A 24,125-nucleotide genomic window follows, 5' to 3' on the forward strand; every position below is an offset into this window, starting at 1 on the left:
GTCCTAGAGGCCCCGCACCCACTCGGGCGCGAACGCGCCAGCGCTGAGCTCGGCGAAGTCCCGAGGCGACAGCGCACCCGCTCCGCTCGGCAACGCCGCTCGGACCTCGGCGATGCGGCCGAGGGCGACGCGGTTGGACGCCTCGGCGACGCCAGGCTCGGACGGCCAGGCGCCGACGACCAGGCCCGCGCACGGAACACCGGCTGCCGCAAGCGCTTCCACGGTCAGCGTGGCGTGGTTGAGTGTCCCCAGTCCCGGCCGTGCCACCACGAGCACCGCCGCGTCGAGGTCGGTCGCCAGGTCCCGCAGCGTCACCCCGTCGGCACCGAGTTCGACCAAAAGGCCACCCGCACCCTCGACGACGACCAACCGACCGGGCCGGACGACGCCGTCCACGAGGCCGACCAACTCCGCCCTCGTCGGCAGCGGCAGCCCCGCCCGCTCCGCCGCGGCAACCGGGGCCAGCGGCTCGGGGTATCGCCACCCGGGGACGAGGACGTCGACCCCGGAGAGCCGGCCGACCTCCCTGAGATCGTCGTCGCCGTCGGCGACCCCGGTCTGGACGGGCTTGCACACCGCGACGTCTAGACCCGCCAGGCGGGCGTGGCACGCCAGCGCCGCCGTCACGACGGTCTTGCCGACACCGGTGTCGGTCCCGGTGACGATCAGCGTGCTCATCCGCGGGCTTCCGACGACACACCGGCCAGCACGTCGACCAGCACGCGACATGCCAGCTCGATCTCGTCGGACGACAGCGACGCCCGCGCCGTCAGCCGCAGCCGCGACGTGCCGACCGGCACCGACGGCGGACGGAAGCAGCCGACCCGCAAACCGCGGTCAAGACACGCCGTGGCGGCGGCCAGCGCCACCTCCGGCTCACCGAGGATCACCGACACGACCGCCGACTCCGGCGCGTCGGTCACGCCGCAGGCCGCGGCCAACGTGGCGGCATGGTCGAGCACCGCGCCGGCCCGCCATGGTTCGTCGAGCAGCACTTCCAGCGCGGCCAGCGCCGCGCCGACCGCAGCGGGTGCGAGGCCGGTGTCGAAGATGAACGGACGCGCGGCGTCGACCAGATGGGCCCGCACCGCGGCCGGGCCCAGCACGACCCCGCCCTGGCTGCCGAGCGCCTTCGACAGCGTCGTCGTCACGACCACGTCGGGCGCGCCGGCCAGCCCCACCTCGGCGACCAGGCCGCGTCCACCGTCGCCGCGCACCCCGAGCCCGTGCGCCTCGTCGACGATCAGCAGCGCGCCGTGGCGGCGGCACACGTCGTGCAGATCCCGCAGCGGGGCCAGCACGCCGTCGGCACTGAACACCGAGTCGGTGACCACGACGGCACGGTCCTCGGCCCTGTCCCGCAGGGCGGCGTCGACGGCGTCGACGTCACGGTGCGGTGTGACCACGATCCGAGCCCTCGACAACCGGCACGCGTCGACGAGCGAGGCATGGGTCAGCTCATCGGACACCACCACCGAACCGGGACCGGACAGCGACACCACTGCCCCGAGGTTCGCGGTGTAACCGGAGGAGAAGACCAAGGCGGACTCGGCGCCGACGAACTCGGCCAACGCCGTCTCGAACTGCTCGTGCAGCGCGGTGTTGCCGGTGACCAAGCGCGAGCCCGTCGAGCCAGCGCCCCAGGTCTGCAGCGCCCGGACACCACCCGCGACGACGCGAGGATGGTGTGACAACCCGAGGTAGTCGTTGGAGGCCAAGTCGAGGCCGGCGTCCTCGGCCTGGCGCACGCGCAGCGACCGGCGCAGACCGGCCGCGCGGCGCTGCTGTTCGACGTCGTCGAGCCAGGCCAGCGGGGAGATCATTGCACGCGTCACGCCTGGATCCTTCCGAACCTTCACACCCACCTGAACGCCGTTCAGGTTAGCGCACGCGACACACCCACCATCGCCGAGCAGATCGTCGCCACCTCGTGGGGCGTACACACATACGGCGGCATCGCGTACACCAGATTGCGGAACGGACGCAGCCACACGCCGTGCGCCACCGCAGCCGCGGTGGCCACCGCCATGTCGACCGGCTCGCGCATCTCGATCACACCGATCGCACCGAGCACCCGCACGTCGGCCACCCCGGCGAGCTCGCGCGCGGGGGCCAGCCCGGACTGCAGCCCGGCCTCGATCTCGCCGACGCGGGCTCGCCAGTCCTGGCCGAGAAGCAGCTCCACCGACGCCACCGACACCGCGCACGCCAAGGCGTTCGCCATGAACGTCGGCCCGTGCATCAACGCACCCGGATCGCCGTTGCTGATGGTCTCGGCGACCTCACCCGTGCACAGCGTCGCCGCCAACGTCAGGTATCCCCCGGTCAACGCCTTGCCGACGCACATCACGTCGGGCACGACGCCCGCGTGATCGGCGGCGAACAACTCGCCCGTCCTACCGAAACCGGTCGCGATCTCGTCGAATATCAACAGCACGTCGTGCCGGGTGCAGGCGGCCCGCAGATCACTGAGATGGCGCGGATCGTGAAACCGCATCCCACCCGCGCCCTGCACCACCGGTTCGACGATGACCGCCGCCACCTCGTCGGCGTGCGCGGCGAGGAGCTCCTCGAACGCCACGCCATAGGCCGGGTCGTACTCTTCTGGCACCTGCGGCGCGAAGATCTGTGACACCAAGACGTCGGACCAGATCGAGTGCATGCCGCCGTCGGGATCGCACACGCTCATCGGCGTGAACGTGTCGCCGTGATATCCGCCACGCCACGTCATGAGCCGATGCTTGCCCGGCTTGCCTCTGCTGCGCTGAAACTGCAGGGCCATCTTCGCCGCCACCTCGACGGCCACCGACCCGGAATCGCTGAAGAACACCGTGTCCAGACCCGCGGGGGTGATCTCGACCAACAACTGGGCGAGGCGGGCGGCCGGCTCGTGGGTCAACCCGCCGAACATCACGTGGTTCATCGTCGCCAGCTGGCGGGTGACGGCCTCGTCCAGCACGGGATGACCGTGCCCGTGGATCGCGGTCCACCACGAGCTCATCGCGTCGATCAGGTCGACCCGTCGTCCGTCGTCGACGACCGTGATCGACGTGCCCTTGGCCGCGACGGCCACTACGGGCGGGGTCGCGTCGGCTGCGATCCCGCTGTACGGATGCCACACGTGCGCGGCGTCGACTGCGCTGATCTCCTCGGGCGTCAGCGGCGGCATGGAACCACCATCCCCCAGGACGAGCGGTCCTGACAAAACGGCCGTATCGCCGTGCGTTGGGTAGATTGTCCGTCGACCATGTTGACCCTCTCTCCAGCCCGGACGGCGCCTGACACCGAATCCGGCTCAGCCCAGCGCGCCGTGATGGGCAGCAGGGCGTCCGGCTTCTACCGGCACGACCTCGACGGGCTGCGCGGCGTCGCGATCGCGCTCGTCGCCGTCTTCCACGTCTGGTTCGGGAAGGTCTCGGGCGGAGTCGACGTGTTCCTGGCGCTGTCCGGGTTCTTCTTCGGCGGTCGCCTGCTGCGCACCGCGCTGACTCCCGGCTCGTCGCTGTCGCCCGTCCCCGAAGTCAAACGGCTGATCCGTCGCCTGCTGCCCGCGCTGGTGGTGGTGCTCGCCGCCTCGGCCGTGTTGACGATCCTCATCCAGCCGGAGACCCGCTGGGAGACCTTCGCCGACCAAAGCCTCGCCAGCCTCGGCTACTACCAGAACTGGGAGCTGGCCAACACGGCGTCGAACTACCTGCGCGCCGGCGAGGCCGTCAGCCCGCTGCAGCACATCTGGTCGATGTCGGTGCAGGGCCAGTTCTACATCGCTTTCCTCGCCCTGGTGTTCGGCTTCGCCGTCGCCTTCCGCCGACTCCTGCGCTCGCACACCAGAACTGCGCTCATCGTCGTACTCGCCGCGCTGACGATCGCGTCGTTCGTCTACGCGGTCATCGCGCACGACGCCGACCAGTCCAGGGCGTACTACGACAGCTTCGCCAGGGGCTGGGAACTGTTGCTCGGCGCACTGGCCGGGGCGCTGGTGCCCTACGTCAAATGGCCGATGTGGCTGCGTTCGACGATCGCCGTCGTCGCACTGGCGGCGATCCTGTCGTGCGGCGCGCTGATCGACGGCGTCAAGGAATTTCCTGGGCCGTGGGCGCTGGTGCCCGTCGGCGCGACGATCCTGTTCATCCTCAGCGGCGCCAACCGGATGGCCGACCCTCACCTGTCGTCGGTCGGCGGCCGGTTGCCCGCCGTCAGCCGACTGCTCGCGACCAAGCCGTTCGTCTCGCTCGGCTCGATGGCCTACTCCCTGTACCTGTGGCACTGGCCGCTGCTGATCTTCTGGCTTGCCTACTCGGGCGACACCCGCGCCGACTTCCTCGACGGCGCGATCGTCCTGCTGGTCTCGGGCGTGCTGGCCTGGCTGACGACGAAGTACGTCGAAGAGCCCCTGCGACTGCGGGGGTCGGCCACCGCCACCAAGTCGAAGCAGGCCGTCGTCATCCCACTGCGCACCAGGCTGAGGCGCCCCACCATCGTGCTGGGTTCGATCGTCACGCTGCTGGCGGTCGCGTTGACCGCAACGTCGTTCACCTGGCGCGAGCACATGACCATCCAGCGCGCCAACGGCAAGGAACTGTCGGGCCTTTCGGCGCGCGACTACCCGGGCGCGCGGGCGCTGATCAACAACGCCAGGGTGCCGAAGCTGCCGATGCGACCCACCGTCCTCGAAGCCAAGGACGACCTGCCGGTCTCCACCACGCAGGGCTGCATCAGTGACTTCGCAGGAGTCGACGTCATCAACTGCACCTACGGCGACCAATCCGCGACGAGGACCATCGCCGTCGCAGGCGGGTCACATGCCGAACACTGGATCACCGCGTTGGACCTCCTTGGCCGCATGCATCACTTCAGGGTCGTCACCTACCTCAAGATGGGCTGTCCGCTGACCACCGAGGAGAACCCGCTCGTCATGGGCGACAACCGGGCGTACCCGAACTGTCGCGAGTGGAACGAGAAGGTGATGCCGAAGCTGATCTCCGACCACCCCGACTACGTCTTCACCACCTCGACCCGGCCGTGGAACATCAAGGACGGCGACGTCATGCCGAGCTTCTACCTCGGCATCTGGCAGGAACTCTCCGACGCCCGCATTCCCGTCCTCGCGATGCGAGACACCCCGTGGCTGGTCAAGGACGGCAAGCCGTTCTTCCCCGCCGACTGTCTGGCCGACGGCGGCGACGCCATCTCCTGCGGCATCAAACGCTCCGAGGTACTGTCCGACCACAACCCCACTCTCGACTACCTCGCGCGGTTCCCTATGCTCAAGCCGCTCGACATGAGCAATGCGGTGTGTCGCCAGGACTACTGCCGAGCGGTGGAGGGAAATGTGTTGGTATACCACGATTCTCATCACATCTCCGCCACCTACATGCGCACCATGACCGCAGAACTCGGACGTCAGATCGCCATCGCCACCGGCTGGTGGTGACCGGTGGTCTCCGCAGTCTGGCCGGGTACCGCGTACCCCCTCGGCGCCACCTATGACGGTGCGGGCACCAACTTTTCGCTGTTCTCCGAAGTCGCCGAGAAGGTCGAGCTGTGCCTGATCGGCAAGGACGGCAGCGAGGAGCGCGTCAACCTCGACGAGGTCGACGGCTACGTCTGGCACGCCTACCTGCCCGCCGTCACCCCCGGCCAGCGGTACGGCTTCCGGGTGCACGGTCCGTGGGATCCCGCTGCCGGCCAGCGCTGCGACTCCTCGAAGCTGCTCCTCGACCCGTACGGCAAGTCGTTCCACGGCGACTTCGACTTCACCCAGGCGCTGTTCTCCTACGACCTGGAGGCCGACGACCTCGCCACCGGCGGCACCCCGCCACGGGTCGACTCGCTCGGCCACACCATGACCAGCGTCGTCATCAACCCGTTCTTCAACTGGGGATCGGATCGCGCACCCGGCACGCCGTACCACGAAACGGTGATCTACGAGGCGCACGTCAAGGGGATGACGCAGACCCACCCCGGAATCCCCGAGGATCAGCGCGGCACCTACGCGGGGCTGAGCCACCCGGTGATCATCGAACACCTCAAGTCGCTCAACGTGACGGCGATCGAACTGATGCCGGTGCACCAGTTCATGCACGACCACCGGCTTCTCGAGCTCGGCCTGCGAAACTACTGGGGCTACAACACCTTCGGGTTCTTCGCCCCTCACCACCAGTACGCGTCCAACCAGAGCGCCGGCGGAGCGGTCGCCGAATTCAAGAACATGGTCCGGTCCTTCCACGCGGCGGGCATCGAGGTGATCCTCGACGTGGTCTACAACCACACCGCCGAGGGCAACCACCTTGGCCCGACGATCAACTTCCGCGGCATCGACAACGCCGGCTACTACCGGCTGCTGGACGGTGACCTCAAGCACTACAAGGACTTCACCGGCACGGGAAACAGCCTCAACGTCCGCCACCCACATTCGCTGCAGCTGATCATGGACTCGCTGCGGTACTGGGTACTCGACATGCACGTCGACGGCTTCCGGTTCGACCTGGCGTCGACCCTGGCCCGCGAGTTCTACGACGTCGACCGCCTCTCGGCGTTCTTCGACCTGGTGCAGCAGGATCCAGTCATCAGTCAGGTCAAGCTCATCGCCGAACCGTGGGACATCGGCGAGGGCGGATATCAGGTCGGGAACTTCCCTGGTTTGTGGACGGAGTGGAACGGGCAATACCGCGACACTGTGCGTGACTACTGGCGGGGAGAACCCGCAACCCTCAACGAATTCGCCTCGCGACTCACCGGCTCGTCGGACCTCTACGAGGCCACCGGCCGGCGCCCCAGCGCGAGCATCAACTTCGTCACCGCCCACGACGGCTTCACGCTGGCGGATCTGGTGTCGTACAACGAAAAGCACAACGAGGCCAACGGCGAGGACAATCGCGACGGCGAGAGCCACAACCGGTCGTGGAACTGTGGTGTCGAAGGCCCAAGCGACGATCCGGCGATCCTGGAGCTGCGCGGCAAGCAGATGCGCAACGTGCTTGCCACGCTTATGGTCAGCCAGGGCACTCCCATGATCAGTCACGGTGACGAGATCGGGCGCACGCAGCGCGGCAACAACAACGTGTACTGCCAGGACTCCGAAATCGCCTGGATGGACTGGTCGTTGTGCGAGACCAACGCCGACCTGATGACCTTCGCCCGCACCGTGACCACCCTGCGCAAGAACCACCCGGTGTTTCGGCGTCGACGGTTCTTCGACGGCAAGCTGATTCGTAGCGGTGACGAAGAGATCCGCGACATCGCGTGGTTGACCTCGGGCGGCGTTCCGATGACCCCGCAGGACTGGAACTCCGGGTTCCAGTGCGTCGCGGTCTTCCTCAACGGCGACGCGATACCCGCGCCCAACGCCCGGGGAGAGCGGGTGGTCGACGACTCCTTCCTGCTGTGCTTCAACGCGCACGAAGATCCCGTGGAATTCGTCGCCGCCGAAGGCGACTACGCCGCCGAGTGGACCGCCGAAGTGGATTCGGCGATCCCCACCGGGAGCAGCAACCTCGTGGTGAAGGCCGGCGAAACCTTCACCGTCGCAGCCCGGTCCATCATCGCGCTACGAAAGACGGCGTGACCACCATGACCCTTCACTCCACCTACCGCCTGCAGATGCGCGGAGCCGCCAGCGGTGCGGCGTTCACCTTCGCCGACGCCCTCGAGCAGCTGGATTACCTTCAGGATCTTGGGGTTTCACACCTCTACCTGTCGCCGATCCTGACCCCGAGCGTGGGATCCACCCACGGCTACGACGTCACCGACCCCACGACGGTCTCCCAGGAACTCGGGGGCCCGGAGGGGCTCGCGACGCTGTCGGAGGCCGTGCACGCCCGCGGAATGGGCCTCGTGGTCGACATCGTGCCCAACCACGTCGGCGTCGACGATCCCACCCAGAACGCCTGGTGGTGGGACATGCTCACCCATGGCCGTGACTCCGCGTACGCCTCGTACTTCGACGTCGACTGGACGTTGGACCCGGCAGGCAAGATCGTCCTGCCGGTGCTGGGCGACGACGGTGACCTCGACGGCCTCGCCGTGGACGGCGACGTGCTGCGACTCGGCGACCGCACCTGGCCCGTCGCCCCTGGCACCGGTGACGGCTCGCCCGCCGAGGTGTACGAGCGCCAGCACTACAAGCTGATCGGCTGGAAGCACAACGTCTGCGGCTACCGGCGATTCTTCTCCATCACCTCCCTGGCTGCGCTGCGGCAGGAGGACAAGGCGGTCTTCGACGCCACCCACGTCGAGGTCAAGCGGTGGTTCACCGAAGGCCTCGTCGACGGTCTGCGCATCGACCATCCCGACGGATTGTCCGATCCCGCAGGCTATCTCGAGTGGCTGCGGGAACTCACCGGCCCCGACGCCTGGATCGTCATCGAGAAGATCCTGGCCCCCGACGAAGCGCTCGAGCCGACGCTGCCCGTCGCAGGCACCACCGGATACGACGCGCTCCGCGAGATCGGCGGAGTGCTCGTCGACCCGTCCGGGGCCCCCGACGCCGAGCCGCTGGAGCCGGTGATCCGCGGCCTCAAGGTCGACACCGCCACCGGCACCCTGGCCAGCGAGCTGGCACGGGTGCACCGCGCGATCGTCGCCGCGGTCGGCGCCGACCACCCCCGGATTCCCGAGGCCGTCGCCGCGTTGCTGTCCCACGTCGGCGTCTACCGTTCGGACTACCGCGGGCTGACCGCGGTCATGCCGACGGCCATCGCAGAAACGGCCGCCGCCGACCCGACCCTTGGCGAACCGCTGACGCTGGTCGCCGCTGCTCTCGAGCACCTCGAGCCGGCCACCAGGATTCAGCAGCTGTGCGGTGCGGTCACCGCAAAGTCGGTCGAGGACTGCCTCTTCTATCGCGACGCCAGGCTGGTCTCCCTCAACGAAGTTGGCGGCGAACCCGAGCGGTTCGGCGTCAGCGCGGCGGAATTCCACCACGCGACTGCGCTGCGGGCCCTGTACTGGCCGTCGGCGATGGTGACGCTGTCGACCCACGACACCAAGCGCAGCGAGGACGTCCGCGCCCGCATCGGCGTGCTGTCGCAAGTGCCGTCGCTGTGGACCGAACTGGTCGCCAAGTGGGAAGTGGCCGCGCCCGCACCGGATCCCGACACCGGACGCTTCCTGTCGCAGATCGCGTTCGGCACGTGGCCCGTGGGAGGGCCAGTGACCGAGGACCTGAGATCCCGACTGCATGCCTATGCGGAGAAGGCGATCAGGGAGGCGGCGCTGCACACCTCCTGGAACGAACCGAACGACGCGTTCGAGACCGCCGTGCACGAGTGGCTCGACCAGCTGGTCGACGGGCCGGTCGGTGTCGAGATGGCAAGTCTGGTCGCACAATTGGACGCGCACGCGCAAAGTGACTCACAGGTGCAGAAGCTGCTGTCGCTGACCGTGCCGGGCATCCCCGACGTGTATCAGGGCACCGAGCTGTGGGACGACAGCCTCGTCGACCCCGACAACCGGCGCGCGGTCGACTACACGGCACGCCGGCAGGCCTTGGCCGAGGCGAGTGACCCGAAGCTCCGCATCGTCACCGCCGCCCTGCATTCGCGCGCCGACCGCCAGGAGTCCTACCTGACCGGCGGCTACCAGCCGGTGCTCGCCGAGGGTGCGGCCGCCCAGCATCTGATCTCCTTCCTCCGCGGCGACGACGTGCTCGTCGCCGTCCAGCGGTGGACCGTCGGCCTGACCGAAACCGGTTGGGGCGACACGTCGTTGCCGCTGCCCGACGGTGACTGGGTCGACCGCTTCACCGGCCGCTCGTTTAGCGGTCGGGTCAGCGCGACCGACCTGTTCACCGACCTCCCCGCGACACTGTTGGAGCGCACCCGTGCCTGATCACGAATTCGCGGTTTGGGCACCACTGCCCGAACTGGTCCGTCTCGACGTCGACGGCACCCTGCACCCGATGACGCGCTCCGAGGACGGGTGGTGGCGCGCCACGGTCGACGCGCACGTCGACGCCCGGTACGGCTTCGTCCTCGACGACGACGAGACCGTCCTGCCGGACCCGAGATCCCCACGGCAACCCGATGGCGTGCACGAGCGGTCCCAGCTGTGGAACCCGACGACGGTGGCATGGACCGACTCGGGTTGGTCGGGCAAGTCCACCGAGGGCGCCGTCATCTACGAACTGCACGTCGGCACGTTCACCCCCGACGGCACCTTCGACTCGACCATCGAGAAGCTGGACTACCTCGTCGACCTCGGCGTGGACTTCGTCGAGCTCATGCCCGTCAACTCCTTCAGCGGTACACGCGGCTGGGGATACGACGGCGTGCTGTGGTACAGCGTCCAGGAAAGTTACGGTGGCCCAGACGGTTTGGTGCGACTGGTCGACGCCTGCCACGCCCGCGGTCTCGGCATCCTGATCGACGCGGTCTTCAACCACCTCGGGCCGTCCGGCAACTACCTGCCCAAGTACGGGCCCTACCTGACCGAAGCGAATACCGGCTGGGGCCAGGGCGTCAACGTCTCCGAGGCCGGCGCCGACGAGGTACGCCGTTACATCCTCGACTGCGCCCTGCGCTGGATGAGGGACTTCCACGCCGACGGTCTGCGGCTCGACGCGGTGCACGCGTTGGCCGACCACACCGCGATTCACATCCTCGAGGAGATGTCGACCGAAACCGACTCCCTCGCCGAGCAATTGGGGCGCCCGCTGTCGTTGATCGCCGAGAGCGACCTCAACGATCCACGGCTCATCACCCCGCGCGACCGCGGTGGGTACGGCATGACCGCGCAGTGGGACGACGACATCCACCACGCCATCCACACGGCGGTCTCGGGCGAGCGGCAGGGGTACTACTCCGACTTCGGCTCCCTGGAATCGCTGGCGAATACCTTGAAGCACGGCTACTTCCACGCGGGCACCTACTCGTCGTTCCGGCACCGGCGCCACGGCCGCCCGCTGGACACCGCGACCATCCCCGCCACCCGGCTGCTGGCCTACACCTCCGACCACGACCAGGTGGGCAACCGCGCGGTCGGTGACCGGCCGTCGCAGAACCTGACGTTCGGGCAGCTCGCCGTCAAGGCCGCCCTCGTCCTGGCCTCGCCGTACACCGCGATGCTGTTCATGGGCGAGGAGTGGGCGTCGTCGAGCCCGTTCCAGTTCTTCACCTCGCATCCCGAGCCGGAGTTGGCGCGGGCCACCGCCGAAGGGCGCAAGGCGGAGTTCGCCTCGCACGGTTGGGACGCCGACGAGATCCCGGATCCGCAGGACGTCGAGACGTTCGAACGGTCCAAGCTCAAGTGGGACGAGCTCGATTCCGGCGACCACGCGCGGATCCTCGGGCTGTACCGGGCGCTGATCGCACTGCGGCACGACGAGCCCGACCTGGCCGACCCGTGGCTGGACCACATGGACGTGGACTACGACGAGGAACAGCGGTGGATTGCGTTGCACCGCGGTGCCTTCACCATCGTGTGCAACCTGGGCGACGAGGTGGTCACCGTGCCCGTCACCGGTGAGGTCGTCTTGGCGTCGGCCGATCCGACCGTCGGCGACGCGACCGAGCTGCCGGGACAGTCGTTCACGATCCTGCGGGCTGCCACGCAGTAGTCCACAGCGTCAGCGGCTGTGGACAACTTCGTCACGGTCGCAGGAAATCGTCGACCATGCGGGAATGACGACTTACGAGTTCCTCCCGGCCCCGTCCATCGAGACGGCCACCGATCCCATCGGCTCACCAGCAGACCTGCGGCAGCGCTGGCGAGCGCTCATGGAGCCGCTGGGCTTCGGCGAACGGCTCCTGCGCTTCGTCTTCGTCGGGCCCGACCGGCGAATCATCAAGGCGCTCAGCGAAGTTCCGGTCGCCAAACGGGCCAGCCCCGGACTGGCGCGGGACCTGATGACGGCACTGCACGGCATTGTGGCCGAAGCCGAGGACCAGCTCGCGGTCGCGTTCTTGCTGACCCGCCCCGGGCGCGGCGGCCCCACGGCCGACGACCAACAGTGGTCGACGCTGTTGACCCGAGCCGCGGCCGAGTTCGGCGTGCCCATCGAGCCGGTCTTCATGGCCAACGACGAACGACTCGTCGCGGTCGAGCCGGCCCGTCAGGTCAGGTAGCGGTACGCCGGCGAGCCGGGTTCCAGCGCCTCGACGTGCATGTCGGACCGGCGCATCCGCTCCATCAGCCCGTCCAAGTCCGCCGCCGAACTCAGCTCGACGCCGACGAGGGCCTCACCGGTCTCGCGGTTGTTGCGCTTGACGTATTCGAACAGCGTGACGTCGTCGCCGGGACCGAGCACCTCGTCGAGGAACCGGCGTAGCGCGCCGGGTTCCTGCGGGAAGTCCACCAGGAAGTAGTGCTTGAGCCCGAGGTGCACCAGGGATCGCTCGAGCACCTCGTTGTACCGGGACACGTCGTTGTTGCCGCCCGAGATCAGGCACACGACCGTCGAACCCGGTTCGACGGTGCCCTCGGTGCAGGCCTCCATCAGCGCCGCCACCGACAGCGCGCCCGCAGGCTCGGCGATGATGCCCTCATTTTGGTACAGGTCGAGCATGGCGGTGCAGACCGCACCCTCGTCGACCGCGGTGATCGAGACCATGTCGCCGGCCGCCGCGAGCACCGCGTACGGAAGTGCACCGGCGCGGGCGACCGCGGCACCGTCGACGAACTGGTCGACGTGGTCCAGGGTCACGGGCTCACCGGTGGCCAGGGCCGCGACCATCGCCGCGGCACCTGCCGGCTCCACGCCGAGCACCGCGGTCTTGACCGTCCGCTCGGCCAGGTAGGTGGTGATTCCGCTGATGCACCCGCCGCCACCGACCGGAACGATGACGAGATCGGGCTCCGACTCGAGCTGTTGCAGGATTTCGACGGCGATCGTGCCCTGGCCCGCCATGGTGCGGAGGTCGTCGTAGGGCGGAACGATGGTGGCGCCGGTCCGCTCGACGTCGGCGAGCGCGGCAGCCAGCGCAACGTCGAACGTGGCACCGCCGACGATCAGCTCGATGAACTGGCCGCCGTGATACCGGATCCGGTCGCGTTTCTGCTTCGGCGTCTTGGCGGGTACGTACACCCGACCGTGGACGCCCATCGACCGGCAGGCGAGCGCGAAGCCCTGGGCATGGTTGCCTGCGGACGCGCAGACCACGCCTGCCGCAAGCTCGGCGGGGGTCAACTGCATCAGCAGATTGAAGGCACCGCGCAGCTTGTAGCTGCGGACCGCCTGCAGATCCTCGCGCTTGAGGTACACCTGCAGGCCCGTGATCGCCGACAGCCGGTCGCTGAATTGCAGCGGGGTGAGACTGACGAGCGCCGAAATTCGGTCAGCGGCCTCGTCGATGTCCGAGGCGCCGAGAGGCGCGGGACGGCGAGAAGTCTGACTCAGTTCGGCGGACACCGATCAATGGTGCCACTACCCCGCCGGGCAGCGAAAACGGGTTTGAACGCCGACTCGCCCGATCCAAGGTTTCGGCTTCCCGAAATCTAGGTTACGAGCTATCGTGGAGGGATGACCATGCATACGGAAGTTCGCATCGCCGGTGTGCCGTGGCCTGCCTACAAGGTGCTGGCCCTCGTGGTCGGCGGCCTGGTCTTCCTCGCGGTCGGCGTGATGACGGCGAGCGCCGCTCCCGCCGTCCTGAGCGGGGCCGCCGCCGCGGTCGCCGTCTGGGTCGGGCAGGCCCTGTTCCGCTCGACGGACGCCTAGCCCGCTCGCTCGACCAGCACACGCAGCGTCGCCAGGTCGGCTGCCACCGCGGTCGCATCCGCGTCGAACTCGGCGTCGGTGACACCCGCGGTCCGCCGCAACGTGAACACCACCTCGCATCCCCGCTCGCCGATCCCCGCCGGTATCACCCGCATGGGGTTGTAGAAGCGCTCCCCCGACGGCAACGTCACCACGTGATCCAACACGCCGAACTCGTTGCGCGCGGCGAACTCCACCCCGACCCCGGCCAGCTTCGGATCGGCCAGGCCCGCCGCCCAACGCGGGAGGTTGCCGGGGTCGGCCGCGAAGGCGTAGACCTCGTCGGAACCCGCGTCCACCCACTGACTCACGTGAAGAGACGTGTTGGTCGTGTCGTCGGTCATTCCTCCATCGTGACGGACACACTGTCCTGATGGGTCCCGACGAGCAAGACGCCTACGAACCGCCGAAGGAAGTCGCGGCCTTCGTCACCCGGGCCGAGCGACTGGCCTCCGGTGCCGAGCACCGCGTCCCGTCCTGGCTCCGTCCCGGCGACCCCGAGAACCGCTGGCCCGTGCTGATCGCGATCCTCTCGGTCATCGTGATCCAGCACTCGATTCCGCTGCAGTACACGGTGCTGCCCCGGTGGCCGCTGATCGGCATGGAACTGCTTCTGCTGCTGGTGATGCTGGTCGTCAACCCGGTACGCATCTCGCGCCCCACCACCGTCGGCCGATGGGCCAGCCTCATCCTGACCGCGGCGATCACCGTCGACAACACGGCGTCGGCCGTCGTCCTGGCCAAGCGAATCCTCAGCGGTGAGGTCAGCAACAACGCCGCCGTCCTGCTCGGCGGGGGCGCCGCCATCTTCGTCACCAACGTCATCGCCTTCGGCATCTGGTACTGGGAACTGGACCGTGGCGGCCCGTTCGCGCGGCGCTCCGGCGAGAAGCCGTATCCCGACTTCCTGTTCCCTCAGATGACGGATCCGAGCAAGGCCAAACCGGATTGGCGACCCACCTTCGTCGACTACCTCTACGTCAGCTTCACCAACGTGGTGGCGTTCTCCCCCACCGACACGATGCCGCTGGCGCGCTGGGCCAAGGCGATGATGACCGTCCAGGCCCTGGTGTCGACGACGACCATCGCACTCGTGATCGCCCGCGCCGTGAACGTGCTGGGTTAGCCGCCGAGGCAGCCGGGGCCCAGCAGTGCCTTGAGGTCGCCCATCAACGCCGACGACGGCGTCACCCGCAGCGCCTGATCCAGTTCGAGGGTGGTGATGCGGTCGCCGCTGATCAACCGCAATCGCACCTGCGACGTGCCGGGGTGGTTGGCCAGCACCTGCTTGAGGGCGCCCACCTTCTCGACGGTGCACTGCCTCGTCGGCAGGCTGACCGCCACCGGACGGTCGGCCTGAGCGCTGGAGAAGTCCGGCACCACAAGGTCGTTGGCGATCAGCGACAACCGGTCGTCACGGGAGTTCACCTTGCCGCTGACGACCACCACGGTGTCGTCGGCGATGTCGGCCCCGAACGTCGAATACGTGTGCGGGAAGAACATCACCTCGATGCCGCCGGTGAGATCCTCCAATTGCGCTGACGCCCAAGGCATCCCGTTCTTGTTCACCCGGCGGTTGACCGACGCCAGGATGCCGCCGACGCGGACCTGGGAATCGTTGGCGACGTCACCGTTGAGGATCGCCGGGATGTGCGTGTCGACCTGCGCCGACAGAAGATGCGCGATGCCGTTGAGCGGGTGGCCGGACACGTACAACCCGAGCATCTCTCGCTCGAGCGCCAGCTTGTGCTTGTCCTCCCACTCCTCGTCGGGCACCTTGATCGCAAACACCGACGCCCCGGAGTCCGCGGCGTCGCCGCCACCGAACAGGTCGAACTGACCCATGGCCTCGGCCTTCTTGGTGCCGAGCACCGAGTCGACGGCGTCGGTGTGGATCAGGAACAGACCCTTGCGAGGGTGTCCGAGCGAGTCGAACGCACCAGCCTTGACCAGGGATTCCGTCACCTTCTTGTTGCAGGCGGTGACGTCGATCTTGTTCAGATAGTCGGAGAAGTCGGTGTACTTGCCCTTCTCGTTGCGTGTGTTGATCAGGGACGCGACGACGTTCGCGCCGACGTTGCGGACCGCACCGAGGCCGAACCGGATGTCGGTACCCACCGACGCGAAGTTGACCACCGACTCGTTGACGTCCGGTGGCAGCACCGTGATGCCAAGGCGGCGGCAGTCGGCCAGGTAGACCGCGGCCTTGTCCTTGTCGTCACCAACCGAGGTCAACAGACCGGCCATGTACTCGGCTTCGAAGTTGGCCTTGAGATACGCCGTCCAGTACGACACCAGCCCGTAGCCGGCGGCGTGCGACTTGTTGAACGCGTATCCGGCGAACGGAAGGATGGTGTCCCACAACGCCTTCACCGCGGCCTCGGAGAAACCGTTGGTCGTCATGCCCTCGCGGAAGCCCTTGTACTCCGCCTCGAGCACCTCGAGCTTCTTCTTGCCCATGGCCTTGCGCAGCGCGTCGGCCTTGCCCATCGAATAGCCCGCGACCTTCTGGGCGATGAACATGATCTGCTCTTGGTAGACGATCAGGCCGTAGGTCTCGTTGAGGATGTCCTTGAGGGGTTCCTCCAGCTCCGGGTGGATCGGCTTGATCGCCTGCCGGCCGTTCTTGCGGTCGGCGTAGTCGTTGTGGGCGTTCATGCCCATCGGGCCGGGGCGGTACAGCGCGAGCACCGCGACGATGTCGTTGAACTCGGTGGGCTGCATGCGGCGCAACAGGTCTCGCATCGGGCCACCGTCGAGCTGGAAGACGCCGAGCGTGTCACCGCGGCCCAACAGCTCGTAGGCCTTGGGGTCGTCGAGCTCGAGCGCTTCGAGATCGAGGTCCATCCCGCGGTTGGCCTTGATGTTGTCGATGCAGTCACCGATGATCGTCAAGTTGCGCAGGCCGAGGAAGTCCATCTTCAGCAGCCCGATGGCCTCGCACGACGGGTAGTCCCAGCCGCTGATGACCGCGCCGTCCTGCGGCCGCCGCCACAGCGGGATCGCGTCGATGAGGGGCTCGGAGCTCATGATCACCGCGCACGCGTGGACGCCGGCGTTGCGGACCAGACCCTCGAGGCCACGCGCGGTCTCGTAGATCGCCCGCACGTCCGGATCGGTGTCCAGCAGAGCCCGAACCTCGGCGGCTTCCTTGTACCGCTCGTGGGTGGGGTCGGTGATGCCCGAGAGCGGGATGTCCTTGGCCATGATCGGCGGCGGAAGGGCCTTGGTGATCCGGTCGGCGATGGCGAAGCCCGGCTGGCCGTAGTTGACCCGCGCTGAGTCCTTCAGCGCCGCCTTGGTCTTGATGGTGCCGAACGTGATGACCTGGGCCACCCGGTCACTTCCCCACCTGCTGGCCGCATAGCGCAGCATCTCGCCGCGGCGGCGATCGTCGAAGTCGATGTCGATGTCGGGTGCCGACGGGCGTTCCGGGTTGAGGAACCGCTCGAACAGCAGACCGTGCGGGATCGGGTCGATGTTGGTGATGCCCATGGCGTAGGCGACCAGCGATCCGGCCGCCGAACCACGCCCCGGCCCGACCCGGATGTCGACGGACTTCGCGTAGTTGATCAAGTCGGCGACGATCAGGAAGTACGACGGAAAGCCCTTGTCACAGATGACCTTGATCTCGAACGAGGCCCGGTCGGTGTATTCCTGAGGGACGGGCGCGCCCTTGAATCGGCGCTCCAGTCCGGCGGTGACCTCGTGCGTCAACCACGTCGCCTGGTCGTGTCCCTCGGGGACCGGGAAGACGGGCATCCGGTCCTTGGGCGCCCAGACGTCGTCGTAGGGCATGACCCGTTCGGCGATCAGCAGCGTCGAGTCGCACGCCCCGGGAACCTGGTCGTCCCACAGGGCGCGCATCTCGGCGGCGGACTTGAGGTAGTAACCGTCACCGTCGAACTTGAAGCGCGTCGGATCCGACAGCGTCTTGCCGGTCTGGATGCACAGCAGCGCCTCGTGGTTGCGGGACGCGTCCTGGGTGACGTAGTGGCAGTCGTTGGTGGCCAGCGGTGGAATGTTGAGCTTGCGGCCCACCTCGAGCAGACCCTCACGGACCCGACGTTCGATGTCGAGGCCGTGGTCCATCAGCTCGAGGAAGAAGTTGTCCGGTCCGAATATCTCGCGCCACTTGGCGGCCGCTTCGATGGCCTCCTTCTCGTGGCCCAGTCGCAGCCTGGTCTGCACCTCACCCGACGGGCAGCCCGTGGTGGCGATGATGCCCTCGGCGTGTTCGGCGATGATCTCCGCGTCCATCCGCGGCCACTTGCCGAGCTGCCCCTCGAACGAGGCCAGCGACGACAGCTTGAACAGGTTGCGCAGGCCAATGGCATTCTCCGCAACCATGGTCATGTGCGTGTACGCGCCGCTACCGGAGACGTCGTCGGACTTCTGGCCGGGGTCACCCCACAGCACGCGCTTGGTGTCGAACCGCGACGCCGGGGCGATGTAGGCCTCGACCCCGATGATCGGCTTGATGCCGGCAGCGGTTGCCGCGTTGTAGAACTCGCTGGCGCCGAACATGTTTCCGTGGTCGGTCATGCCCATCGCGGGCATCTCGAGCCGCTTCGCCTCGGCGAACATGGGCTTGACCTTCGCGGCACCGTCGAGCATCGAATATTCGGTGTGATTGTGCAGGTGCACGAACGACTTGCTCATAGGGCGGCCAGTCTATTGCTGCCCTCCGACGGCGCTCGGCGTGTCGGCCATCGTGTCGCCGCGAGTCGGCCAATTTTGGCCGTCGGGGCACAGTCCGCGCGAGACCATGCGGTCCAGTTGGGCCGTGATGAGGGACATGTCGTCGGCGGCGTCGACGAAACCCGCGTAGAAGACGACGCCCAACAACAGCGCCTGCAGCATGTCGGCCACCGGCGCGACCTCGGCGCTCTCGGACAGCTCCCCGCGGGCGCGGGCCGCGGTGACCAGCGTCACCAGGCAGTCGTGCAACCAGGTGCTCGCATAGGCGCGCAGTTCCGGATTCCTGGTGCATTCCAACCGGGCGCTGACGATGAACGCGACCTGTGAACGGTCCCGGCTGTCGGCCTGGCGGACGGCCTCCACCAGGGCGGCGAACTGGGCCAGGAGGGTGGCTGGTCGCTGTGCGACGTCGACGAGATCGGCGACCACCGCACCGGCTTCGACCACCAGGCTTTGGTAGATCTCCTCGCGGGAGGCGAAGTAGTAGTGCAGCGTCGGCCGGCTCAGTCCGGCGGCCACCGCGATGGCCTGAAAGGTGGCCGCCTGGTATCCGCGCTCGTTGACGACCTGCCTGGCCGCCCGAAGAATTCGGTTGCGGGTCTCCACCGAGTCCGAGTTGACGGGACGTCCGCGCCGACGGGTGGTCACGACCGGCCGATCGTCACCCTGCGCCATGTCGGCAAACCGTATTGCATTGCTGCCACCTGGTCAACTGTTCGCACCTGGCAAACTTTTCGCGGCGTGCGTGGCCCGACAGGGCTGGCCGTCCGGATCAGGCGGGTTCGCCAGGCAACTCCGTCGTGGCCGTGGCCCTTCGGCGCAGTGAACCCACGGTGAGCACCCCGAGCGCGATCCAGATCAACCCGAAGCCGACCCACCGTCCCACGGGCATCGGCTCGTGGGCGACGAGGACACCCCACGCCATCTGCAGCGCCGGATTCAAGTAGAACAACAGCCCCATCGTCACCATCGGAAGGCGCTGCGCTCCCGCCGCGAACAGCAGCAGCGGCACCGCGGTCACCGGACCGGCCAGCAGCAACAGCACGGCGTGGCCCGTTCCGTACCCGACGAAGTGACCCTGCCCGATCATCTGCAACGCGACGAGGTAGCCGCCCGCCAACGGCAACGCGAGCAGGGTCTCGACGGCGACGCTGACCCGCGGGTCGGCCACCACCACCTTCTTGACCAGGCCGTACAACCCGAACGAAGTGGCAAGCCCGACCGCGACGTACGGCGGCTCCCCCACCTCCGCGGTCAGCACCACCACCGCGACGACGGCCAGGCCGAGGGCGACGAGCTGCCACCGCCCGACGCGCTCGCGAAACACCAACACGCCCAACGCCACCGTGACGAGGGGCGCCACGAAGTACCCGAGGGCCGCGTCGACGACGTGGCCGTTGGTCGCGGCCCAGATGTAGATCCCCCAGTTGACCGAGATCAACGCCGACGCCGCCGACAAGAGCAGCCAGGTGCGACCGCTCAGGCGCCGCAAATCGCCGAACCGGCGGGCCACCGCGAGGACCACGCACAGGCACACCGCGCTCCACACGATCCGGTGTGCAAGCACCTCGAGCGAGCCGGCGGGCAGCAGCAACGGGAAGAACCCTGGGCACAGCCCCCACCAGGTGTAGGCGCCGACGCCCGCGACCAGGCCACTGCGCCGGCGTGATTCACCGGCCGGCGGGGTGCTCACGAGTCGTGGTGCCGCAAGACGTCCAGGGCGTGCTGCAGGTCGGCCGGATACGGGCTGGTGATCTCGACGCGGCGGCCGTCGGCGGGATGGGCGAACGCCAACTGTCGGGCGTGCAACCACTGGCGTTCCAGACCGAGGCGTTTCGCCAGGGTCGGGTCGGCGCCGTAGGTCATGTCGCCGCAGCACGGGTGGTGCAGTGCCGAGAAGTGGACCCTGATCTGGTGGGTACGGCCGGTCTCCAAGTGCACGTCGAGCAGGCTGGCGGCCGCGAACGCCTCCACCGTGTCGTAGTGGGTGACGCTGTTCCTGCCGCCCTCGCTGACCGCGAACTTCCAGTCGTTGCTCCGATGCCGGCCGATGGGGGCGTCGATGGTGCCGCTGGACGGATCCGGATGTCCTTGGACGAGCGCGCTGTAGCGCTTCTCGACGGTCCGCTCCTTGAACGCGCGCTTCAACACCGTGTACGCGTGCTCCGATATCGCCACGACCATCACGCCCGAGGTCCCGACGTCGAGACGCTGCACGATGCCCTTGCGTTCCGGCACACCCGAGGTGGTGATCCGGAAGCCCGCTGCGGCCAGCCCGCCCAACACCGTTGGGCCGGTCCACCCGACCGACGCGTGGGCGGCAACGCCTGCCGGCTTGTCGACCGCGACGATGTCGTCGTCGGCGTAGAGAATGTCCATGCCCTCGATGTCGACTGGCGGATTGTCCAGTGGCGCAGCCGGTTCCGGGAGCCTCACCTCGAGCCAGGCGCCCGCGACGAGACGGTCGGACTTGCCGACCGCGGCCCCGTCGAGGTCGACGCCACCGTCTTCGGCCAGCGTCGCGGCCACCGTTCTCGACAGGCCGAGAAGGCGCGCCAGCCCGGCGTCGACTCGCATCCCCGCGAGACCCTCCGGTACCGGCATGGACCTGGTCGTCATCAGTCCCGCTCGGTATCGGCTTCGGTCGCCTGAGCGGCGGTGGTCTCCTCCGGCTGGCGCCGTCCCTCGGTGTCCGATGCTCGGTCCGGCTGGCGCCTCCCCTCGGTATCGAAGTCGAAGCCGAACAACGACAGCGCCACCAACAGGATCGCGCCGCCCACCACCGCGGGGTCGGCGACGTTGAACACCGGCCACCATCCGATCGACAGGAAGTCGACCACGTGGCCGCGCAGCGGTCCAGGGGACCGGAAGAAGCGGTCGACGAGGTTGCCGAGCGCTCCGCCGAGGATCATGCCGAGACCCAGCGCCCACCACGGCGACACCAGCCGTCGGCCCATCCAGATGATGCCGATGACGACACCGATCGCCACCAGAGTCAGCACCCAGGTGTAGCTGGTTCCCATCGAGAATGCGGCGCCAGAGTTGCGCACCAGCGTCCAGGTGACCGTGTCGCCGATGATGGACACCGGCTGCTGCGGCGTGAGCCATTTGACCGCCAACACCTTCGTCACCACGTCGACGAGCAACACGACGGCTGCGACCGAGAGCAACAGACGCAGTCGACGCCGCTGCGGCGGTGGGTCGGTTTCGTCGCCCGCGGTCGCGGACTCCGTCGATCCCGTTGATTCGTCAGTCACGCGCCCATCATCCCAAAGGTTCCATGGTGAACAATCGCCGCATGAGCGAAGCGGGCCCGTGGGTCGTCACCGGATGAGTCGGGTCGTCGTGATCACCACCGGCGGCACCATCGCCACCAGCACCGGCGCCGACGGCGTAGCGCGCCCCACCCAGACCGGTGACGACCTCACGGCGGGACTGCGAACCGACGTCGACGTCGAGGTCGTCGACCTGATGGCGGTGGACAGTTCCCAGTTGACGCCGTCCGACTGGGATCGGATGAGCGCGGCGGTGACGTCGGCGGCCAAGGCCGGTGCCGACGGCGTGGTGATCACCCATGGCACCGACACGATGGAGGAAACGGCGCTCTGGCTGGAGCTGACCTACGTCGGCGACATGCCCGTGGTGCTGACGGGCGCCATGCGAAGTGCCGACGCAGAGGACGCCGACGGGCCCGCCAACCTGCATGACGCCGTGACACTGGCAGGAAACGCGCACGCCAGGGACATCGGCGTCGTCGTGACGCTGGCCGGGACGATCTGGCAACCGTTGGGGCTGACCAAGACCGGCGCCGGCTTCATCGGCGTCGACGTGGCCCCGCGCGCCAGGCGGCGGGCGTCGCTCGGCCAGTTGTCCGCAAGCCGGGCACCCCGGGTCGACGTCGTCGCCACCTACGCAGGCGCCGACGCGGTGGCAGTCGACGCGTGTGTGGCCGCAGGCGCCGAGGGCATCGTGCTCGAGTCGCTCGGGTCGGGAAACGCCGGCGCCGCGGTGATCGACGGGGTCCGACGGGCCTGCGCGGCCGGCGTCGAGGTCGTCATCTCCACGAGGGTTCCCGGAGCGCGCGTCACCGTCGGCTACGGGCCGGGCCGGTTGCTCGTCGAGGCGGGCGCCGTGGTCGCGTCGACGCTGCCGCCGCCACAGTCCCGCGTACTCCTGATGGCCGCGCTGGCCGCGCGTCAGCCGGTCGGCGACGTCTTCGCCAGATGGGGTGACGTGCCGGACGTCCGACCCGCGAGCGTGCGATAGCACCGTCCGGATCAGTCGGACTGGACCATCGCGGCGACGTACTCGGGCCAGTCGAGGCTGTCCACCGGGTTGGCTCGCGTGACGTCGGGGCTGCCGTGCGGCAGGGTGTGGGCCTGGCCGGGCCCGGTCGCACGTGTCTCGAAACGCACCGTCATCACCCCGTGCCCGGCGCCCTGCACCCAGCCGTGTCCATGGGTGGAGTGCGTGACGTCGTCGCCGATGCGCCACGCCGTGACGGACTCCTCGGGAGTGGCGACGACCGGTCCGGCGAGGTGACTGTCGGATGCCTCCAGGGTCTGGTCGAGGTCGGGGAACAACGACTCCTGTAGGACGTCGGACAATCCCGAGAACCCCACCCCGAGCAGCCTGACGGGACCGATCTCCATGGGGTCGAGCAGCAGCCTGCGCGCGGTGCCGATCAACGTCGCCGAGTCGGCGGTCGCATAGGGCAGGGTCGCGGATCGCGTCAACGTGCTCATGTCGGACTTCTTGAGCTTGACGGTGACGGTGCGCGCACCTCGACCGTCGCGCACCAGGCGTTCGTGGGCGTGCTCGCCGATCGGGCCCGTCGCCTCGCGCAGTTGCGCCAACGTGTTCAGATCCACCGCGAAGGTCGACTCGGCGCTGATTTGCTTGGCGCCCAAGCGTTCTGCCACCGGGCGGTCGTCGACGCCCCTCGCCAGCAGGTGCAGGGCCGGGCCGACGGTGCCTCCGAGGATGTCGGCCACCTCGGAGGCGCTCAGTGCCGCCAAGGCGCCGACGGTGTCGATCCCAAGGCGGTGCAGCCGTTCCTCGGCAACGGGACCGATCCCCCACAGCCTTCGGACCGGAAGCCCCGCAAGCAGGACGCGTTCCTCGTCGCGCCGGACGACGCGGATGCCGTCGGGCTTGGCCAGCCCGGACGCGATCTTTGCGAGCTGCTTGCCGGAGCCTGCACCGACGGAGGCGATCAGACCCGTCTCGGCGCGCACGCGGGCCCGCAGCTCCTCGCAGAATCGGTGGACGTCGGTGGCGTCGGCCCCCGCCAGCTCGGTCGGCTCGCCGAACGCCTCGTCGAACGACAGCTGCTCGAGAACCGGGACCATGGCGCGGACGGTATCGAGGACCTTGCCGCTGGCCACCCCGTAGACCACTCCACGCGGCGGCAACACGACGGCCGCCGGGCCGACCATGCGCCGGGCCTGATGCATCGGCATTGCCGACTTGGCACCGAAGACGCGGGACTCGTAGCTGGCCCCCGCGACGACGCCTCTGCCGCCAAGCCCGCCAACCAGGACGGGTCGACCACGAAGGGTCGGTCGCGTCAGCTGCTCGACCGAGGCGAAGAACGCGTCCATGTCGAAGTGCAGGACCCAACGCCCCTCCATGAAGGCGATGCTAGGGCCCGGCCCCGACGGACGACGAGTCGAGGCCCGTGCCTGACCAGCCCACGAGAGATTTGCACAATCATTCCGTTTGCCGG

At 68.3% G+C, this 24,125-nt stretch carries 19 protein-coding genes; 8 read left to right on the forward strand and 11 right to left on the reverse strand.

Annotation, left to right across the window (positions count from 1 at the left end; all coding sequences use genetic code 11):
- Positions 1–3 precede the first annotated feature (3 nt).
- The 3 genes from bioD to ASD37_RS03160 are packed head-to-tail and all read right to left on the reverse strand — an operon-like array spanning position 4 to position 3,169.
- A complete protein-coding gene (gene bioD / locus ASD37_RS03150) occupies positions 4–678 on the reverse strand; it encodes a dethiobiotin synthase (protein ID WP_056547952.1) in 675 nt (224 codons plus the stop codon).
- Positions 675–1,823, reverse strand: coding sequence for an 8-amino-7-oxononanoate synthase (locus ASD37_RS03155; protein ID WP_162253235.1), 1,149 nt, complete (start codon positions 1,821–1,823; stop codon positions 675–677). Before ASD37_RS03155 ends, bioD begins: the two co-directional genes overlap by 4 nt.
- Positions 1,824–1,876: 53 nt before the next feature.
- Positions 1,877–3,169: an adenosylmethionine--8-amino-7-oxononanoate transaminase gene (locus ASD37_RS03160; protein ID WP_056547954.1), complete on the reverse strand. Its 1,293-nt coding sequence runs from the start codon at positions 3,167–3,169 to the stop codon at positions 1,877–1,879.
- 78 nt (positions 3,170–3,247) lie between these two features.
- On the opposite strand from ASD37_RS03160, the gene ASD37_RS03165 reads away from it, so the two are divergent.
- The 5 genes from ASD37_RS03165 (at position 3,248) to ASD37_RS03185 (ending at position 12,065) form a co-directional block, all read left to right on the forward strand.
- On the forward strand, positions 3,248–5,434 hold the full coding sequence (locus ASD37_RS03165; RefSeq protein WP_056547957.1) for an acyltransferase family protein: 2,187 nt from the start codon (positions 3,248–3,250) through the stop codon (positions 5,432–5,434).
- 3 nt (positions 5,435–5,437) lie between these two features.
- The gene (glgX, locus tag ASD37_RS03170; protein ID WP_056547959.1) at positions 5,438–7,567 is read left to right on the forward strand and encodes a glycogen debranching protein GlgX; all 2,130 of its coding nucleotides are present in this window, start codon (positions 5,438–5,440) and stop codon (positions 7,565–7,567) included.
- A 5-nt stretch (positions 7,568–7,572) separates the two neighbouring features.
- Positions 7,573–9,831: a malto-oligosyltrehalose synthase gene (treY, locus tag ASD37_RS03175; protein ID WP_056549745.1), complete on the forward strand. Its 2,259-nt coding sequence runs from the start codon at positions 7,573–7,575 to the stop codon at positions 9,829–9,831.
- The gene (gene treZ, locus ASD37_RS03180; protein ID WP_056547962.1) at positions 9,824–11,557 is read left to right on the forward strand and encodes a malto-oligosyltrehalose trehalohydrolase; all 1,734 of its coding nucleotides are present in this window, start codon (positions 9,824–9,826) and stop codon (positions 11,555–11,557) included. The genes treY and treZ overlap by 8 nt, the downstream gene beginning before the upstream one ends.
- A gap of 64 nt (positions 11,558–11,621) precedes the next feature.
- Complete coding sequence (locus tag ASD37_RS03185; RefSeq protein ID WP_056547965.1) at positions 11,622–12,065, forward strand: hypothetical protein; 444 nt, start codon at positions 11,622–11,624, stop codon at positions 12,063–12,065.
- Here the strand turns inward: ASD37_RS03185 and ilvA are convergent.
- Positions 12,053–13,348: a threonine ammonia-lyase IlvA gene (gene ilvA, locus ASD37_RS03190; RefSeq protein ID WP_056547968.1), complete on the reverse strand. Its 1,296-nt coding sequence runs from the start codon at positions 13,346–13,348 to the stop codon at positions 12,053–12,055. The genes ASD37_RS03185 and ilvA overlap by 13 nt on opposite strands.
- A 111-nt stretch (positions 13,349–13,459) precedes the next feature.
- On the opposite strand from ilvA, the gene ASD37_RS03195 reads away from it, so the two are divergent.
- On the forward strand, positions 13,460–13,657 hold the full coding sequence (locus ASD37_RS03195) for a hypothetical protein (protein ID WP_056547974.1): 198 nt from the start codon (positions 13,460–13,462) through the stop codon (positions 13,655–13,657).
- On the opposite strand, the gene ASD37_RS03200 is transcribed toward ASD37_RS03195, so the two are convergent.
- Complete coding sequence (locus ASD37_RS03200; RefSeq protein WP_056547977.1) at positions 13,654–14,040, reverse strand: polyketide cyclase; 387 nt, start codon at positions 14,038–14,040, stop codon at positions 13,654–13,656. The genes ASD37_RS03195 and ASD37_RS03200 overlap by 4 nt on opposite strands.
- Before the next feature lie 29 nt (positions 14,041–14,069).
- Here ASD37_RS03200 and ASD37_RS03205 point away from each other — a divergent pair, with 29 nt between their 5' ends.
- Positions 14,070–14,822: a hypothetical protein gene (locus ASD37_RS03205; RefSeq protein ID WP_082569921.1), complete on the forward strand. Its 753-nt coding sequence runs from the start codon at positions 14,070–14,072 to the stop codon at positions 14,820–14,822.
- On the opposite strand, the gene dnaE is transcribed toward ASD37_RS03205, so the two are convergent.
- From dnaE to lspA, 5 genes are all read right to left on the reverse strand, one after another.
- The gene (dnaE, locus tag ASD37_RS03210) at positions 14,819–18,358 is read right to left on the reverse strand and encodes a DNA polymerase III subunit alpha (RefSeq protein WP_056547980.1); all 3,540 of its coding nucleotides are present in this window, start codon (positions 18,356–18,358) and stop codon (positions 14,819–14,821) included. The two genes, ASD37_RS03205 and dnaE, sit on opposite strands and share 4 nt — an antisense overlap.
- Before the next feature lie 12 nt (positions 18,359–18,370).
- Positions 18,371–19,072, reverse strand: a complete 702-nt coding sequence (locus tag ASD37_RS03215; protein ID WP_056547983.1) for a TetR/AcrR family transcriptional regulator — start codon at positions 19,070–19,072, stop codon at positions 18,371–18,373.
- 97 nt (positions 19,073–19,169) lie between these two features.
- Positions 19,170–20,090, reverse strand: coding sequence for an EamA family transporter RarD (rarD, locus tag ASD37_RS03220; protein ID WP_370072192.1), 921 nt, complete (start codon positions 20,088–20,090; stop codon positions 19,170–19,172).
- Positions 20,087–21,016 carry an RluA family pseudouridine synthase gene (locus ASD37_RS03225; RefSeq protein ID WP_056547986.1) on the reverse strand — a complete coding sequence of 310 codons (930 nt, stop codon included), beginning with the start codon at positions 21,014–21,016 and terminating at the stop codon, positions 20,087–20,089. Before ASD37_RS03225 ends, rarD begins: the two co-directional genes overlap by 4 nt.
- Complete coding sequence (gene lspA, locus ASD37_RS03230) at positions 21,016–21,654, reverse strand: signal peptidase II (RefSeq protein WP_056547988.1); 639 nt, start codon at positions 21,652–21,654, stop codon at positions 21,016–21,018. Before lspA ends, ASD37_RS03225 begins: the two co-directional genes overlap by 1 nt.
- A gap of 73 nt (positions 21,655–21,727) precedes the next feature.
- On the opposite strand from lspA, the gene ASD37_RS03235 reads away from it, so the two are divergent.
- Entirely contained in the window at positions 21,728–22,663 is a 936-nt protein-coding gene (locus ASD37_RS03235) for an asparaginase (RefSeq protein WP_056547991.1), read from the forward strand.
- An 11-nt stretch (positions 22,664–22,674) separates the two neighbouring features.
- Here the strand turns inward: ASD37_RS03235 and ASD37_RS03240 are convergent, their stop codons facing one another.
- A complete protein-coding gene (locus ASD37_RS03240) occupies positions 22,675–24,030 on the reverse strand; it encodes a DNA polymerase IV (protein ID WP_056547994.1) in 1,356 nt (451 codons plus the stop codon).
- Positions 24,031–24,125: the final 95 nt, after the last annotated feature.

The sequence above is a fragment of the Mycobacterium sp. Root135 genome, assembly GCF_001426545.1.
Taxonomy (GTDB): domain Bacteria; phylum Actinomycetota; class Actinomycetes; order Mycobacteriales; family Mycobacteriaceae; genus Mycobacterium.

What these genes read in the sequence shown, in the direction of transcription:
- ASD37_RS03165 (WP_056547957.1), top strand. Translation starts at nt 3,248, where the DNA reads ATGTTGACCCTCTCTCCAGCCCGGACGGCGCCTGACACCGAATCCGGC.
- ASD37_RS03160 (WP_056547954.1), bottom strand. Translation starts at nt 3,169, where the DNA reads ATGCCGCCGCTGACGCCCGAGGAGATCAGCGCAGTCGACGCCGCGCAC.
- ASD37_RS03225 (WP_056547986.1), bottom strand. Translation starts at nt 21,016, where the DNA reads ATGACGACCAGGTCCATGCCGGTACCGGAGGGTCTCGCGGGGATGCGA.
- ASD37_RS03205 (WP_082569921.1), top strand. Translation starts at nt 14,070, where the DNA reads ATGGGTCCCGACGAGCAAGACGCCTACGAACCGCCGAAGGAAGTCGCG.
- ASD37_RS03215 (WP_056547983.1), bottom strand. Translation starts at nt 19,072, where the DNA reads ATGGCGCAGGGTGACGATCGGCCGGTCGTGACCACCCGTCGGCGCGGA.
- ASD37_RS03155 (WP_162253235.1), bottom strand. Translation starts at nt 1,823, where the DNA reads ATGATCTCCCCGCTGGCCTGGCTCGACGACGTCGAACAGCAGCGCCGC.
- ASD37_RS03185 (WP_056547965.1), top strand. Translation starts at nt 11,622, where the DNA reads ATGACGACTTACGAGTTCCTCCCGGCCCCGTCCATCGAGACGGCCACC.
- ASD37_RS03235 (WP_056547991.1), top strand. Translation starts at nt 21,728, where the DNA reads ATGAGTCGGGTCGTCGTGATCACCACCGGCGGCACCATCGCCACCAGC.
- treY (WP_056549745.1), top strand. Translation starts at nt 7,573, where the DNA reads ATGACCCTTCACTCCACCTACCGCCTGCAGATGCGCGGAGCCGCCAGC.
- dnaE (WP_056547980.1), bottom strand. Translation starts at nt 18,358, where the DNA reads ATGAGCAAGTCGTTCGTGCACCTGCACAATCACACCGAATATTCGATG.
- ASD37_RS03195 (WP_056547974.1), top strand. Translation starts at nt 13,460, where the DNA reads ATGACCATGCATACGGAAGTTCGCATCGCCGGTGTGCCGTGGCCTGCC.
- bioD (WP_056547952.1), bottom strand. Translation starts at nt 678, where the DNA reads ATGAGCACGCTGATCGTCACCGGGACCGACACCGGTGTCGGCAAGACC.
- ASD37_RS03200 (WP_056547977.1), bottom strand. Translation starts at nt 14,040, where the DNA reads ATGACCGACGACACGACCAACACGTCTCTTCACGTGAGTCAGTGGGTG.
- ASD37_RS03240 (WP_056547994.1), bottom strand. Translation starts at nt 24,030, where the DNA reads ATGGAGGGGCGTTGGGTCCTGCACTTCGACATGGACGCGTTCTTCGCC.